The sequence below is a fragment of the Streptodolium elevatio genome (assembly GCF_040649515.1).
Classification (GTDB): Bacteria; Actinomycetota; Actinomycetes; order Streptomycetales; family Streptomycetaceae; genus Yinghuangia; species Yinghuangia elevatio.
Genome location: NZ_JBEZFP010000033.1, coordinates 18,793 through 33,529, shown reverse-complemented (window position 1 = coordinate 33,529; position 14,737 = coordinate 18,793). Strand labels below are relative to the sequence as shown.

14 protein-coding genes are annotated in these 14,737 nt (G+C 73.4%); 3 read left to right on the top strand and 11 right to left on the bottom strand.

Annotated features, from left to right (window positions below; all coding sequences use genetic code 11):
- Window positions 1-60: 60 nt before the first annotated feature.
- The 7 genes from AB0C36_RS15375 to rimP form a co-directional block, all read right to left on the bottom strand.
- The gene (locus AB0C36_RS15375; protein ID WP_358353923.1) at window positions 61-1,191 is read right to left on the bottom strand and encodes a DHH family phosphoesterase; all 1,131 of its coding nucleotides are present in this window, start codon (window positions 1,189-1,191) and stop codon (window positions 61-63) included.
- On the bottom strand, window positions 1,188-1,664 hold the full coding sequence (gene rbfA / locus AB0C36_RS15370) for a 30S ribosome-binding factor RbfA (protein WP_358353921.1): 477 nt from the start codon (window positions 1,662-1,664) through the stop codon (window positions 1,188-1,190). Before rbfA ends, AB0C36_RS15375 begins: the two co-directional genes overlap by 4 nt.
- 57 nt (window positions 1,665-1,721) lie before the next feature.
- Window positions 1,722-2,015, bottom strand: coding sequence for a DUF503 domain-containing protein (locus AB0C36_RS15365; protein WP_358353989.1), 294 nt, complete (start codon window positions 2,013-2,015; stop codon window positions 1,722-1,724).
- A 237-nt stretch (window positions 2,016-2,252) separates the two neighbouring features.
- The gene (infB, locus tag AB0C36_RS15360; RefSeq protein WP_358353919.1) at window positions 2,253-5,387 is read right to left on the bottom strand and encodes a translation initiation factor IF-2; all 3,135 of its coding nucleotides are present in this window, start codon (window positions 5,385-5,387) and stop codon (window positions 2,253-2,255) included.
- 135 nt (window positions 5,388-5,522) lie between these two features.
- On the bottom strand, window positions 5,523-5,849 hold the full coding sequence (locus AB0C36_RS15355; RefSeq protein ID WP_358353917.1) for a YlxR family protein: 327 nt from the start codon (window positions 5,847-5,849) through the stop codon (window positions 5,523-5,525).
- Window positions 5,850-5,858: 9 nt separating this feature from the next.
- Window positions 5,859-6,896: a transcription termination factor NusA gene (nusA, locus tag AB0C36_RS15350; protein ID WP_358353915.1), complete on the bottom strand. Its 1,038-nt coding sequence runs from the start codon at window positions 6,894-6,896 to the stop codon at window positions 5,859-5,861.
- Window positions 6,897-6,899: 3 nt separating this feature from the next.
- Entirely contained in the window at window positions 6,900-7,448 is a 549-nt protein-coding gene (rimP, locus tag AB0C36_RS15345) for a ribosome maturation factor RimP (protein WP_358353914.1), read from the bottom strand.
- 228 nt (window positions 7,449-7,676) lie between these two features.
- Here rimP and AB0C36_RS15340 point away from each other — a divergent pair, with 228 nt between their 5' ends.
- From AB0C36_RS15340 to AB0C36_RS15330, 3 genes are read left to right on the top strand one after another with little or no spacing between them, the layout of a single operon-like run.
- The gene (locus AB0C36_RS15340; protein ID WP_358353911.1) at window positions 7,677-8,165 is read left to right on the top strand and encodes a hypothetical protein; all 489 of its coding nucleotides are present in this window, start codon (window positions 7,677-7,679) and stop codon (window positions 8,163-8,165) included.
- Complete coding sequence (locus AB0C36_RS15335; protein WP_358353909.1) at window positions 8,162-8,710, top strand: ferritin-like domain-containing protein; 549 nt, start codon at window positions 8,162-8,164, stop codon at window positions 8,708-8,710. Before AB0C36_RS15340 ends, AB0C36_RS15335 begins: the two co-directional genes overlap by 4 nt.
- A complete protein-coding gene (locus AB0C36_RS15330) occupies window positions 8,707-9,624 on the top strand; it encodes an aminoglycoside phosphotransferase family protein (RefSeq protein WP_358353908.1) in 918 nt (305 codons plus the stop codon). The genes AB0C36_RS15335 and AB0C36_RS15330 overlap by 4 nt, the downstream gene beginning before the upstream one ends.
- A gap of 57 nt (window positions 9,625-9,681) precedes the next feature.
- On the opposite strand, the gene AB0C36_RS15325 is transcribed toward AB0C36_RS15330, so the two are convergent.
- The 4 genes from AB0C36_RS15325 to AB0C36_RS15310 all read right to left on the bottom strand — a co-directional run bounded on the left by AB0C36_RS15325 (window position 9,682) and on the right by AB0C36_RS15310 (window position 14,435).
- Window positions 9,682-10,215: a GNAT family N-acetyltransferase gene (locus AB0C36_RS15325; protein ID WP_358353906.1), complete on the bottom strand. Its 534-nt coding sequence runs from the start codon at window positions 10,213-10,215 to the stop codon at window positions 9,682-9,684.
- A gap of 42 nt (window positions 10,216-10,257) precedes the next feature.
- Window positions 10,258-11,100: a GNAT family N-acetyltransferase gene (locus AB0C36_RS15320; protein WP_435839048.1), complete on the bottom strand. Its 843-nt coding sequence runs from the start codon at window positions 11,098-11,100 to the stop codon at window positions 10,258-10,260.
- A gap of 201 nt (window positions 11,101-11,301) precedes the next feature.
- Entirely contained in the window at window positions 11,302-12,930 is a 1,629-nt protein-coding gene (locus AB0C36_RS15315; RefSeq protein WP_358353903.1) for an alpha/beta hydrolase, read from the bottom strand.
- Complete coding sequence (locus AB0C36_RS15310; RefSeq protein WP_358353986.1) at window positions 12,927-14,435, bottom strand: alpha/beta hydrolase; 1,509 nt, start codon at window positions 14,433-14,435, stop codon at window positions 12,927-12,929. The genes AB0C36_RS15315 and AB0C36_RS15310 overlap by 4 nt, the downstream gene beginning before the upstream one ends.
- Between the last annotated feature and the right edge of the window lie 302 nt (window positions 14,436-14,737).

Sequence of the window (14,737 nt, the reverse complement as noted above, 5' to 3'; positions counted from 1 at the left end):
TCAGGAGGTCAGAGCGTCGTGCGGGCTGACAGGCAAGAGGTCAGGGTCGGACGGGTCCGGTCAGGCCGACCCCTCGTCCCCGCGCCCCGCCTCGCCCACCGCCGCCTCCAGTTGCGCGCGGAACCGGTCCATCACGGCGTCGAGCGGCTCGTCGGCGGCTGTGTATCCGGCCGCGTACGCGTGCCCGCCGCCACCCAGAGCCGCACACACACTGCCGAGGTCGACGCGGCCCTTGGAGCGCGCGGACGCCTGGAAGCGGCCCTTGTCGTCCTCCTTGAGCACCAGCGCGATCTCGGCTTCGGCGCTCTTGCGGACGACGTCGATGATGCCCTCGATCTCGTCGAGGCGTACGCCGTACTCGGCCCGGTCGGCGCGCGTGACCACGGTCCACACCAGGCCCAGTCCCCCGGCCGCGCCGGGCTCCAGGCGGGCTGCGTCGAGGGCCGCGGAGAGCACCTTGAGGTAGCCGAACCGGCAGGTGTCCCAGATGGCTCGGGAGATGAGGTCGTGCGGGATGCCGGTGGCCAGAAGGCGTGCGGCCATCGCGTGGGTCTCGGGGGTCGTCGCGGCGTACTTGAAGGAGCCGGTGTCGGTGACCAGGCCCGTGTAGAGCGCGGTGGCGACCTCGGCCGTCAGCGTGCCGCCGACGCGGCGCACCAGTTCCTCGGCGAGCACCGCGGTGGCGGGGGCCGTGACGTCGATCAGGTGGTGGGTGCCGAAGCGGGTGCTGGACGCGTGGTGGTCGACCACCACGAGCGCCCGTGCGGCCTTGGCCTTGGCCTCCAGCAGGCCGAGCCGGGCGCCGGCCGCGGTGTCGAAGACGATCACCAGGTCGGGCCGGTCCGGCAGTTCCGCGGGCGGCACCAGCATGTCGAGGCCCGGCAGGAAGGTGAGCGACGCGGGGACGACGAGCGGGTCGTCGCCGTACGACACATGCACGTCGCGACCTTGCGCCCGCAGCGCGAGGCCGACCGCGAGGGCCGAGCCGAGCGCGTCGCCGTCCGGACTGACATGGGCGAGCAGGTCGATGCGGGACGCGGTGGCCACCAGGGCGGCCACCTCGTCCCATTCCCGTTCGCCCGGCGGTGTCGGCGGCCCCGCGGGCAGGGCGGACGGGGGCGCCGAGGCGCCGCGCTGGTCCATCGCCTTCGTGGGGCCCGGGATTCCGGCCGCCGACACCGTGGGGTTCAACGCTGCTCGTCCTCCTTCGTGGAGTCCCCGCCGTCCTCGTCGAGGTCGTCGTCCTCGGCCGGAGTGCGGTACGGGTCCGCGTCGCCGGCATAGCTGGCACCCGCAGCGGTGAAGCGTACCGCCGCATCGGCCTCCTGCGCCCTGGCAAGCAGCTCATCGATCTGGCGCGCGTTGTCCGGGACGGCGTCGGCGACGAACGCCAGGCTCGGCGTGTAGCGCACGCCGGTCTGCCGCCCGACCTCGCTGCGGAGGATGCCCTTGGCACTCTCCAGCGCCGCGGCGCTGGCCTCCCGCTCGGTCTCGTCGCCGAAAACCGTGTAGAACACCGTGGCTTCCCGCAGGTCGCCGGTCACCCGGGCATCGGTGATGGTGACGAAGCCCAGGCGGGGGTCCTTGATCCGCCGGTCCAGCGTCTCGGCGACCACGACCTTGATGCGGTCCGCCAGTTTGCGCGCCCGCGCGGTGTCGGTCACTGATCCTCCAACTTGGGCGGGCCGTCAAGCCCTCGGGGGCCGTCCAGGCCCGGCGTGTCAATCGTCCTCGCTGAACACCCGGCGGCGGGCGGACAGCAATTCCAGCTCAGGTCGCCCGGCGACCTGCCGCTCGCACTCGTCCAGCACTTCGGCACACCGTTCCACGGTCGCGGAGACCACCGCGAGGCCGATCCGGCTGCGCCGATGTAGATCCTGATAGTCAACCTCGGCCGCGGCAACGGCATTCTTGCGCTGGAGATCCGCCAGGATCGGGCGGAGCAGCGAGCGCTTCTCCTTCAGGGAGTGCACGTCGCCGAACAGCAGGTCGAGGGTGATCGTTCCTACGAACACGGGCATCACGGGCCAGGCGCCCGGGGGCCATCAGGGTGTGCCGCTCATAGCTTGAACGGCTCGTGGTGCGGTTGTGTTCCTTGCGTGTTTTCCCTGTGTGTCTTGCTGTGTCGTGCTGTGTCTTGCTGTTCTCACGGTGCCTTGGCTTTGCCTCGGCGGTGCAACGGAGAACCCTCCGCGCCGACTGAGTCGGCGCGGAGGGCACCCGTTGCGGTACTGCGAAGCCTGCCGAAGGCGTCAGCCCCGGGGCTTCTCGCGGATCTCGAACGTCTCGATGCGGTCGTCCACCTTGATGTCGTTGTACGACCCGAGGTTGATACCGCACTCGAAGCCCTCGCGGACCTCGGTGACGTCGTCCTTCTCGCGGCGCAGGCCCTCGATGGTGAGGTTGTCGGCGACAACCGCACCGTCGCGGATGAGGCGGGCCTTGCCGTTGCGGCGCATCTGGCCGGAGGTGACCATGCAGCCCGCGATGTTGCCGAGCTTGGACGAGCGGAAGACCGCGCGGATCTCCGCCGTGCCGAGCTGGACCTCTTCGTACTCGGGCTTGAGCATGCCCTTGAGCGCGGCCTCGATCTCCTCGATGGCCTGGTAGATGACCGAGTAGTACCGGACATCCACGCCTTCGCGCTCGGCCATCGTCCGCGCCCGGCCCTCCGGCCGGACGTTGAAGCCGATGATGATCGCGTCCGAGGCCACCGCCAGGGTGACGTTGGACTCGGTGATCGCACCGACGCCGCGGTCGATGATCCGCAGCTCGACGTCCTCGCCGACCTCCAGGTTGAGCAGCGCGTCCTCGAGGGCCTCGACCGAACCGGACACGTCGCCCTTGAGGATGAGGTTGAGCTGCTGGATCTGGCCTTCCTTGAGGGCCCGGTCCAGGTCCTCCAGGGAGACCCGCTTGTTGCGGCGGGCGAGCAGCGCGTTGCGGTTCGCCGCGGCGCGCTTCTCGGCCACCTGGCGGGCGGTGCGCTCTTCCTCGACCACGAGGAAGTTGTCACCGGCGCCCGGCACCGTGGTCAGGCCGAGCACCAGGACCGGACGTGCCGGCCCCGCCTCGGTGACGTTGTTGCCGTTCTCGTCCAGCATGGCGCGGACGCGGCCGTACGACTCGCCGACCACGATCGCGTCGCCGACCCGCAGGGTGCCGCGCTGCACCAGGACGGTCGCGACGGAGCCGCGGCCCTTGTCCAGGTGCGCCTCGATCGCGATGCCCTGGGCCTCCTGGTCGGGGTTGGCCTTGAGCTCCAGCGCCGCGTCGGCGGTCAGGATGACCGCCTCGAGCAGCTCGTCGATGCCCATCCCCTGCTTGGCGGAGATGTCGACGAACATGGTCTCGCCGCCGTACTCCTCCGCCACGAGGCCGTACTCGGTCAGCTGGCCGCGGACCTTGGTCGGGTCCGCGCCTTCCTTGTCGATCTTGTTGACCGCGACCACGATCGGCACGTCCGCCGCCTGCGCGTGGTTGAGCGCCTCGATCGTCTGCGGCTTCACGCCGTCGTCCGCCGCGACCACGAGGATCGCGATGTCCGTCGACTTGGCACCACGGGCACGCATGGCGGTGAACGCCTCGTGGCCCGGGGTGTCGATGAGCGTGATCTTGCGCTCGTCGCCGTTGACCTCGGTGGCGACCTGGTACGCGCCGATGTGCTGCGTGATGCCGCCCGCCTCGCCCGCGACCACGTTGGTCTTGCGGATCGCGTCGAGGAGTCGAGTCTTGCCGTGGTCGACGTGGCCCATGACGGTCACGACCGGCGGACGCGGACGAAGGTCTTCCTCGTCGCCCTCGTCCTCGCCCCATTCGAGGTCGAAGGACTCGAGCAGCTCGCGGTCCTCCTCCTCGGGGCTGACGATCTGCACGTCCCAGTCCAGCTCCACACCGAGGTCCTTCAGGTCCTCGTCGGAGCAGGACTGCGTCGCGGTCAGCATCTTGCCCAGGTGGAACATGATCTGGACGAGCGAGCCGGGGATCGCGCCGATCTTGTCCGCGAAGTCGGTCAGCGAGGCGCCGCGCGACAGGCGGAGAACGCCGCCGTTGCCACGGGGAGCCTGCACGCCGCCGATCGCGGGAGCCGACATGTTGTCGAACTCTTGGCGACGCTGGCGCTTCGACTTGCGGGCACGGCCGGGACGACCGCCGGGACGACCGAAGGCGCCCTGCGTACCACCGCGACCGCCGGGGCCGCCGCGACCGCCGCCGGGACGACCGGCGAAACCGCCGCCGCCACCGGGACGACCGGCACCGCCGCCGCCACCGGGACCGCCGGGACGACCGGCACCGCCGCCGCCCGGACCGGCCGGACGACCGGCGAAGCCGCCGCCGCCCGGACGACCGGCACCGCCGCCGGGACGACCGCCGGGGCCGCCGCCGGGACGACCCGGACCGCCACCCGGGCGCGGGCCCGGAGCGGGACGGTTCGGCATCATGCCGGGGTTGGGACGGGGACCGCCGGGGCCGCCGCCCGAGCCGCCCGGACGCGGACCGCCCGGACCGCCGGAGCCACCCGGACGGGGACCGCCCGGACCGCCCGAAGGCGCCGGACGCGGACCACCGGGACCGCCGCCGGGACCGGGGCGCTGACCGCCCGGAGCCTGCGGACGGGGCATGCCCGTGCTGCCCGAGGTGAAGGGGTTGTTGCCCGGACGCGGACCCGCGGGACGCGGGGCGGCCGGACGTGCGCCGGGCCCACCGGGGGCGCCGCTGCGCCCGCCGGGACCGGACTGGCCGCCCGGACGGGGGCCGCCGGACTGGCCCGGACGCGCCGGGGCGCCGGAGCCCTGGCCACCCGGACGCGCGCCTGGACGGGCCGCGGGGGCACCGGGGGACGCGGCGGCCGGACGCGGTGCGCTCGGCGTCTGCGGGGCGCCGGCAGCCGGGGCGGCGGCCGGACGCGGGCCCGGACGGGCACCCGGAGCGGGCGCACCGCCGGTGCGCTGCGCGGGACCGGGCTGCGCCGGAGCCGGCTGGCCGGGTCCGGGCTGGGCGCCGGGGCGCGGAGCTCCGCCGGGCGTACGACCGGCGGGCGCCGGGGCGTCGCCGCCCGGGCGCGGACCCGCGGCGGGCCGCGGGCCGGGAGTGGGGGCTCCGCCGGCCGGGCGCGGGCCCGGGCGTGCGGAGGTGGAGGGGGCCGCGGCGGCAGCCGGACCCTGAGCGGAAGCCGGGGCCGCGGGGGCCGCGGGCTTGCGCGCGCCAGGACGTGCGGAGGGTCCGCCGTCCTTCTTGAATGCGTCAGTCAACTTGCGTACGACCGGTGCCTCGATTGTCGAGGACGCCGACCGGACGAACTCACCGAGTTCTTGGAGCTTGGCCATGACGACCTTGCTCTCGACTCCGAACTCTTTTGCGAGCTCGTATACCCGGACCTTTGCCACGTCGCTCCTTCTGGTCCGGGGTGGTCGTCCGCCGGACCGTCGCTACCGCATGTACGTACTCATCGCGTACTCATCGAGTGCTCATCGCAATCTCGACCTACTTCCAACTCGCGAGGTACTGCTGTTCCGTGCCGATCATTGCCCCTCACCATCCGGGGCGACCAATGCGTGCAATCGGGCCAGTTCCAAAGGCCCGCTCACGCGCAACGCCCGCGGGAACGCCTTCCGGCGCTCCGCGAGGGCAAGACATTCCGGGTCGGGGTGCACGTGCGCACCACGCCCGGGCAAGGTGCCGCGCGGGTCGGGGACGCATGCGCCCTCGACCGCCACGACTCGCACCAGGTCGGTCTTGGCGGCACGGGCCCGGCATCCCACACACGTACGCACCGGTCCCGCCGCTTCCGGCAGGGCCTGTCCCTTACGTGTAGATGGGCATGCGTTAACCCGTGTCCGACCAGACATCAAGTAAGTCTACCGCTCCCCACCCCGACGTGGCTCGGGCGTTCCGCCGCCCGGCCGCGCCTGGCCGCCCTCTCCGCCACCTGACTCGGTGTCGGGACGGATGTCGATGCGCCAGCCGGTCAGGCGTGCGGCGAGCCGGGCGTTCTGCCCTTCCTTGCCGATCGCCAGTGACAGCTGGTAGTCGGGTACCGTCACGCGCGCCGAGCGGGCCGCGAGGTCGACGATCTCAACGTGGCTCACCCGTGCGGGCGAAAGGGCGTTCGCCACCATCGCGGCCGGGTCGTCCGACCAGTCGACGATGTCGATCTTCTCGCCGTGCAGCTCGGCCATCACCGCGCGCACCCGGGCGCCCATCGGGCCGATGCACGCGCCCTTGGCGTTGAGGCCCTGCCGGGTCGAGTAGACGGCCATCTTGGTGCGGTGGCCGGCCTCGCGGGCGATGGCGGCGATCTCCACCGAGCCGTCCGCGATCTCCGGGACCTCCAGCGCGAACAGCTTGCGCACCAGGTTGGGGTGGGTGCGCGACAGGCCGATCGAGGGGCCCTTGGGGCCGCGGCGCACGGTGACGACGTACGCGCGCAGGCGCAGGCCGTGCTCGTAGCGCTCGCCCGGCACCTGCTCGGCGTGCGGCAGGATCGCCTCGACCTTGCCGAGGTCGACCATGACGTTGCGGGGATCCTTGCCCTGCTGGACCACGCCGGAGACGATGTCGCCCTCGCGGCCCGCGTACTCGCCGAAGGTCACTTCCTCCTCGGCGTCGCGCAGACGCTGGAGAATCACCTGTTTGGCGGTGGTCGCCGCGATGCGGCCGAAGTCGTGCGGGGTGTCGTCGTACTCGCGCACGGTCGCGCCCGAGTCGTCGGTCTCGGCGGCCCACACGGTCACGTGGCCGGTGGCCTTGTCCAGCTCCACGCGCGCCCGCGGCTGGCTGCCCGGGGTGTGGTGGTACGCCGTGAGCAGCGCCGACTCGATCGCCTCGACCAGGCGATCGAATTTGATCTCCTTCTCGCGCTCGAGCCCGCGCAGGGCGCTCATGTCGATGTCCACGTCCTACGCCTCCTCGTCCATGTCGTCGGTGTCCTCGCCGGCGTCATCGCCCGCGTCGGTGTCCGCATCTGCGTCCGCATCCGCGTCGTCCGCGGCCTTGCGGTTGAACTCGATCTGCACCGCGGCCTTGGCGACGTCCGCGTAGGCGATGCGCCGCGCGGTGCCGTCCACGTCCAGGTCCACGCCGTCCGCGTCGGCGGCGGTGACGCGGCCGGTCACCTTGCCCCCCTCTGCGAGCTGCACCTCCACGAGGCGCCCGGCGGACCGGCGCCAGTGGCGTTCGGCGGTCAGCGGCCGGTCGACCCCCGGGGTCGTGACCTCCAGGACGTACGGCTGGCTGCCCATCACATCGGAGGCATCCAGGGCCTCGGACGACTTGCGGCTGAACGACGCGACCGCGTCCAGGTCCACACCGCCGTCGGCGTCCACCACGATGCGCAGCACCCGGCGCTTGCCCGCGGGGCTGACCGAGACGTCCTCGAGGTCGACCCCCGCGCCCGAGGCGACGGGTTCCAGCAGCTCCCGCAGCCGGTCCCTCTGGGTGGTGCTCATCCGGACGACTCCTCGGCTGCGTGTGCTGTTGTCGCGTATCTGCGGGCGGGTCGGCCTCGGGGGCCGACCGCTGAGATAGACAACAGTATCCGGTCCGCAACAGTTCGCGTGCACGCGCGGTCAGCCGCCCGGCCGCACGGTGACCGATGCGGTAGCGTCCGACTGGACCCGCGCCGTGCGCGGGAAATGCGGGAAAACGGGTGCACACGATCAGCGGGAGTCGAAGCAATGCGCGACGCTGGGCCGACGCGCAGGACCGTTCTGACCGGCCTGGGCGCGCTCGTCGCCGTCGGGCTCGGTGCGACGGCCTGTACCTCGGACGACAGTTCCGGTCCGACCCCCGCGCAACGCAAGGCGGACGACGAGATCCGCGAGCGCGCGAAGCAGGCGTCGGCCTCTCTCCTGGACCGCTACGACGCGGTCATCGCGGCGCATCCGGACCTCGGCGGCCGACTGCGCCCGTACGCCGACGAAGTGGGCCTGCACCTCACCGCTTTCGGTGGAACGCGCACTCCGCCGCCGGTGTCCACTCCCCCGGGTGAATCCGTGCCGGCCGACCCCAAGGCGGCACTCGCCGACCTGGCGTCGCGCGAACAGCGCGGCGCGGACGGCCGCCTGGTCGACCTGCCGGCCGCGACCCCCGAGCTGGCGCGCGTCCTCGCGTCGGTCTCCGCCTGCCAGTTCGTCCACGCGCAGAACCTCGGGAGCGCCGCATGACGACCCCCTCCCCCTCGGGCAAGGAGAGCCCGGTCCTCCAGGCGCTCCAGTCGCTGCTGGACGCCGAGCACGCGGCCGTCTACGGCTACGGCGTCGTCGGGGCGAAGTCGGAGGGGGCCGCCAAAGCGCAGGCGCGCACGGCGTACGACGCCCACCGCGCACGACGCGACGAGATCGAGCGGCTGATCACCGGGCAGGGCGGGCAGCCGCGGGCCGCCGCGCCGGCGTACACGCTCCCGTTCGCGGTCGACACCGCCGCCGACGCCTCGCGGCTCGCCGTGTACCTGGAGGACGGTGTGGCGGCGCACCTGGTCGACCTGGTCGCCGCCTCGGGTGGCGACCAGCGCATCTCGGCCGCCAAATGGCTCCAGCAGACCGCCGTCGAGGGCGCGCGGTGGCGTGGCGCGAGCATCGCCTTCCCCGGCCTGCCCGAACGCGCCGCACCGGGCGGGACCGCGGCCGGGCCCGGCGCACCGTCGGCGCCGCCCGCCGGGTCCACTGCCAAATCGGGTGCCTCGCACACCGGTTCGGGGCAGCCCTCGTGACCTCGCCGGTGGAAGTGCCCGAGCGGCTCGTACGCACCGCGCTGCGCTGGTGCGGCGAGGAGGCGGCCCGGCCGTGGCTGGCGGGCCTGCCGGAATCCGCCGCCGAGTTCCTGGACCGGTGGCAGCTGACCGCCGAGCGGCCCGTACTGCCGGGCGGCGCGCTCAGCCTGACGCTGCTGGTGCGGCGCGACGACGACACCCCGGCGACCCTCAAGCTCGGGTTCGTCGACCGCTACACGGCGCACGAGGCGGACGCATTGGCGATATGGGCGGGCCGCGGCGCGGTGCGCCTCCTGGACGCCGACGCGCCGCGTGGTGCGCTGCTCCTCGAACGTCTGCAGCCCGACGTCTCGTTGCGCTCGCTCCCCGAGGACCGGGCGATGCTCGAAGCGGTCGAGGTCCTGCGGCACCTGTGGATCGCGCCGCCCGAGGACTCGGCCATCGACCTGGTCTCCGACCGCGTGGGGCACTGGGTCGAGTCGATGCCCCGGAGGTTCGCCGAACTCGGCGGCCCCTGCCCCAAGTCCCTGCTGGACGAGGCCGTGTCGCTGTGCGCGGATCTGGCGGCGTCGCAGCCGGGCGTCGTCGTCCTGCACACCGACTGCCATCACGGCAACGTGCTCGCCGCCGAGCGCGCCAAGTGGCTGGCCATCGACCCGCGGCCGATGCTCGGCGAGCCGGCGTTCGACCTGGGCCCGCTGGTGCGCGACCGGCTGGCCACCGTGGTCGCCGAGACCCGCCCTCAGGCGGTGGTCAGGCGGCGTGTGACGTGGCTGGCGAACTCCCTTGACCTCGACGTCGAGCGCGTACGCGGCTGGGCGCTGGTGCAGGCGCTCGCCCTCGGGCTCTGGTGCGTCTCGGTCGGCGACCCCGCGGGCGAGGACATGCTGTCGGTCGCCGAATGGCTCTCCTGACCGCTCGGGCTTCCCTCAGGTTTCGCACGGGGCCCGTTCCGGGTCCGCTCCGCGCGCTCACTCCACGAGCAGCGGCAGTTCCGCACCCATCACGCAGTAGGGCCTGACGTTGCCGGGGAACAGCACCGGCACGGCCAGGTCGACGAACCCGACGCCGTAGTACAGCCGTCGGGCCGGCGTGTCCTCGTCGACGGCCGACAGCAGGATGCGCGTACGGTCCTGCCCCTGGCACAACAAGCTGAGCAGCGTGCGCCCGACGCCGTGCCCCTGCCACGCCGGCAGCACGTGCAACTCCCCCACGACGAAGGCGTCGTCGAGCCAGTCCGCGTGCCCGGTCCGGGCGAGGTACGGCTCGATGACCATGCTCCACCACTGGTCCTTGATGTTCGGGTAGCCGTAGCCGAACCCGACCAGGTGCCCTTCGGGCGAGAACGCGCCGAGCGCGCGCACCCCCGCGAACTGGGCGTGCCGCTGCACTATGCGGCGGCGCACCGACATCTCGTCGTCGGTGAGTCCGAACGCCAGCGCCTGCACTTCGACCGTCTCGACGGTGTACGCGGCGAGGTCGATCAGCCGACACGTCCATTCCATGGCGGGGACGCTATCGCAGCGGCTGCTCGGAACAGCGCCGGCTCAGAACAGCACGCTCATGAACGCGCCGGTCTCGGCGAAGCCGACGCGGCGGTACGCGGCGCGGGCCGGCACGTTGTAGCTGTTGACGTACAGGCTCGCGATCGGGGCCACCTCACGCAGCGCGAAGTCGAGCACCGCGGCCATACCGGTCTCGGACAGCCCTTCGCCGCGCCTCTCGGGGGCGACCCACACGCCCTGGATCTGGCACGCGTGCGGGGTCACCGCGCCGATCTCCGCCTTGAAGACCACGCGGCCGTCCTCGATGCGGGCGAACGCGCGGCCGGAGTTCACCAGTTCGGCCACCCGGGCGCGGTAGAGCGCGCCGCCGTCGCCGACCAGGGGGCTGACGCCGACCTCCTCGGTGAACATCGCGACGCACGCGGGCATCACGATGTCGATCTCCTCGCGCCGCACCCGCCGCACCGCGGGGTCCGGCGTGACGGCCGTGGAGGGCCGGGTGGCCACCATGAGCGGCTGCACCGGGCGTACGTCGCGCGCGGGGCCCCAGGAGGGCTCCAGCAGTCCCCACAGGTTCGCCGCGGCGTCGGCGGGGCCGACGATCGACGAGCAGCGCCGGCCCTGTCGGCGGGCGCGGTCGGCGAAGGATCTTATGGCCTCGGGTCCGGCCGCCACGGGGACGAGGTTGGCGCCCGCGTAGCACAGCGACGCCAGCCGCCCGCTCTCGTAGTAGCCCCACAACTCGCCGCCGAGCCGCCACGGGTCGGCACCGGCCAGGTGCACACGCGAGGCGACGAAGACGTTGGTCACCGGGTCGCTGTCCAGCAGTTCGAGGACCGCGGGCAGGTCGGTGCCGTCGAGGACTTTGGAGGAAACCGAGCTCAACACGTGGCTCACCCTGCCATCCGGCGGATCACCCCACCAGAGTACGGAGTCGGGGCCACGGCTGCGCGACGCCCCTCGGCGCGCCGGGAACTGCCCCTCGCCGGCCGATGGCGCCGGGGGCCCGCACGGTGCGCGGGCGGGCAGTTCAGGGCAAGAGGCGCAGGCGGGGGCAGTGAGGGGCAGGTGGGGGCGGGGGTGGGGCTACGGCACCGCCGGATGCGTCCGCGTATCCCCGGGCGCGACACGGGTGTCCGGGGTGGGCGGGGGCAGCGCGGGGCAACTCCAGTCGCGCGCGGGCAGTTCGCCCCGCGCGAGGTACGCGGCACCGGCGTCGTCGACGCACTTGCCGCCCCCGACGAACTGACCGTGGTTGCCGCTCCCGTCGACGGTCAGCAGTCGCGACGACGGCAGAGCGGTCCGCATCCGCACGGCTCCCGCATAGGGCGTCGCCGGGTCGCGCGAGCCCTGCACCAGCAGGACTCCGGGGAGCCCGGCGCCGTCGACGGTGACCGGGGGCAGGGTGTTGCTTTGGAGGTACAGGCACGCGCCCGCGGCGGCGACGGTCGCGCCGAGGTAGCCGTGCTCGGCCTTGAGGCGCACCGTGTCGGCGGCGAACACCGCCGGGTCGTCGGGAGCGGGCGCATCCGCACACGTCACCGCCTGCATGACCGACTCGAAGTTCTCGTCGTCGCCCGTCACCGGGCCCTTGAGGTCGCGCATGGGCGCCGCGTCGCCGCGCACCCGGTACGCCGACACCGCCGCGGCCAGCCGCGGCCACTGCCGGTCCGAATACAGGTTGGCGATGGTCATTAAGTCGAACTCGGTGCCGCCGAAGACGCCGTCGGCGGGCTTCGCGGCCAACTCCTCGCGGGCGCGGTCCCATTGCGCGAGGACATCGGACCGGGTTTTCCCCATGCGGTACGTCGTCTCGTGGCGCGCGACCCACTCGGCCCAGTCGCGTTGGCGCTCGCGGAAGGCCCGCGCCTGGGCGAAGCCGGTCTCGTACCAGACCTTGGTCGGGTCGACGACGCTGTCCAGGAGCATGCGCCGCACGCGGTCGGGGTGCAGTTGGCCGTAGACGGCCCCGAGGTAGCTGCCGTACGAGTAGCCGAGGTAGTTGATCTTCGTCTCGCCGAACGCCTCGCGCAACGCGTCGACGTCTTCGGCAATCTGCCGGGTCGTCAGGTACGGCAGCATCTCCGGCGAGTCGGCCCGGCATCCCTCGGCGAACACGCGGGCCGCCTCGGTGATCGCCTTCTGCCCCGCCGGGGTGGTGAGCGCGGTGTCCGGCTTCGGCGCCCGGGCGAAGGTCGCGAGGTCGAGGCAGTCCAGCCGACTGCTGGTGGCGCGCCCGCGCAGGTCGAAGCCGACGACGTCGTACGCCCGCCGGACCGGCTCGGGCAGCGAGCGCGCGAGCGAGGCCGCCGAGCCGACGCCGGCGGCTCCCGGGCCCCCGAAGTTGAAGACGAGGATGCCCTGACGCTCCGCGGCGCGGCCGGTCGCCGGTGACCGCGAGACGCCGATGCGGAGCGTCGCCGGATCGCCCGGGCGATCGTGGTCGAGCGGCACGCGGATGGTGCCGCAGCGTTCGGTCGCGGGGGCGCCCGCCGGGCACGATCCCCACGTCACGCCGGGCGCCGGAGGAGCCTCGGGCGCGGCCTCGGGGGCCGCCTCAGGGCCACTGCCGGGAGGAGGCGGGGTGTCGGCCGCCGCGGGCGGTGTCGCGGTGGTCAGCGAGCCGGCGAGGAGCAGGGCGGCGGACGCGACGGCGGCGCGCCGGATGGGCCGGGCGTGGGGGCGCCGCGGCCGCACGACGCGGGTCGCCGTCATCGGTCCTTCCCGGTGTCCGGATCCGGTGCGGCGCCCGCCGCGCATGTGCGGTCGCTCGCGGGCAGCGTGCGGTCGCGCAGATAGGCGTGCGCGATGTCGGCGACGCACTTGTTCGGGTTGAAGACGAAGACGCCGTGGTTGCCGCCATCGGTCACGGTGACCAGGCGCGAGGTCGGCAGCGCGCGGTGCATGGCGACGCCGCCGATCATCGGCGTGGCCGCGTCGCGCTCGGCCTGCACGAGCAGCACCCCGGGGAGCCCGGCACCGGTCAGCCGCACGGGTTCGCGCGGCGCCACCGGCCAGAACTGGCAGGGTGCGTTGAGCCAGGTATTCGGCCACGTGAGGATCGGGTTGGCGCGGTGCAGCGCGTCGGCGTCGCGGTTCCATACGGCCCAGTCGCGCGGCCACGGGCCGTCGGCGCACTCGACCGCGGTGTAGATGGCGGTGCTGTTGGCCTTGTCGGCGCTGGGTGGTTCGTACAGCTTCGTGATCGGGCCGTGGTCGGCGTCGAGGTAGGCGCGGAGGGCGCGGGCGAGCGGGGTCCAGCCGTCGTCGTCGTACATCGCGCCGGACAGCATGTCGTAGACCTCGGCCGGTCCGACCGGCCCGGCCGGAGCCGCGCGTACGCCGGCCAGCACCCGTGCGAGCGAGTCCTCCACACCATCGGGGGTGGCGCCGAGCCGGAGCGCGGCGTCGTGCCGGGCGGCCCATCGGGTGAAGTCGCGCCAGCGGGCCTGGAAGGCGATGTCCTGGCCGAGATTGACGCCGTACCAGATGCCCTCGGGGCTCGGGTCCACGATGCTGTCGAGGATCATGCGGTCGACGCGCTGCGGGTAGAGGTGGCCGTAGACCGCGCCGAGGTAGGTGCCGTACGACCAGCCGATGTAGCCGATCCGCTCCTCGCCGAGCGCGGCGCGCACCGCGTCGAGGTCGCGCGCGTTCGCCTCGGTGCTCAGGTACGGCAGCATCGCGCCGGCCCGGGCGGCGCAGCCCTCGGCGTACGCCCTCGCCCGGGCGAGCAGCACCTGCTTGTCGTCGTCCGAACGCGGCACGGGGTCGGGCTTGGGTGCCTTGTCGAACACCTCGGTGTCGACGCACTGGATGGGCGAGCTGTGCCCGTTGCCGCGCGGGTCCACGCCGACGATGTCGTACGCCGCGCGCAGGTCGGCGGGCAGCGCCCGCTGCACGGCCGCCGCGAGCCACATGCCCTGGCCGCCCGGCCCTCCGGGGTTGACGAGGATCGTGCCCACCTTGGACCCGGTCGCCTGGGCGAGCGAGACGCCGAGCGAGGTGGTCGGCCCGTCGGGGCGCGTGTGGTCGAGCGGGACGTCGAGAGTGCCGCAGCGCAGCGCGCGCGAGAGGTCGGGCGGGCAGGTCCCCCAGGCGAGGCCTGGCGAGACGCGCGGCGGTGCCTCGGGGAGCGCGGTGGCGGCGGGTCCGGCGGTGGCGAGCGCGGCGAGTGTGCCGAGCATCGCGACTCCCGCGGCGAGCCCCCGGATGACCATGCGTCGCACCGCAGCGCCCCCTCCCGCCGACGCCGTGTGCGCCGTCTCTACGGCCGATGATCAGCAACGATCACCGTGAGCGGAAGTCCTGTAACGCCCTGTCACCCCCACGGGCGACGAAAACCCCCGATCGGGTGGAGGCGTGCGCGGCGGTCGAACACGATCGAACACCTGGCAGCCGAGCGGACGCGCCGCGCGAGGTCGGGCCCGCCCGCGGCCGACCGAGTCGCCTGCCCGCGCACGACGTGCGACGGCCCCGCACCGGATGACCGGTGCGGGGCCGTCCGCGGAACCCGGCGGCT

Bases quoted from the DNA above. Each gene is read 5' to 3' on its own strand.
- rimP (WP_358353914.1), bottom strand. From the start codon at position 7,448: ATGAGCACCACCCAGAGGGACCGGCTGCGGGAGCTGCTGGAACCCGTC.
- AB0C36_RS15310 (WP_358353986.1), bottom strand. From the start codon at position 14,435: ATGGTCATCCGGGGGCTCGCCGCGGGAGTCGCGATGCTCGGCACACTC.
- AB0C36_RS15355 (WP_358353917.1), bottom strand. From the start codon at position 5,849: ATGTCTGGTCGGACACGGGTTAACGCATGCCCATCTACACGTAAGGGA.
- AB0C36_RS15335 (WP_358353909.1), top strand. From the start codon at position 8,162: ATGACGACCCCCTCCCCCTCGGGCAAGGAGAGCCCGGTCCTCCAGGCG.
- AB0C36_RS15340 (WP_358353911.1), top strand. From the start codon at position 7,677: ATGCGCGACGCTGGGCCGACGCGCAGGACCGTTCTGACCGGCCTGGGC.
- AB0C36_RS15315 (WP_358353903.1), bottom strand. From the start codon at position 12,930: ATGACGGCGACCCGCGTCGTGCGGCCGCGGCGCCCCCACGCCCGGCCC.
- AB0C36_RS15325 (WP_358353906.1), bottom strand. From the start codon at position 10,215: ATGGAATGGACGTGTCGGCTGATCGACCTCGCCGCGTACACCGTCGAG.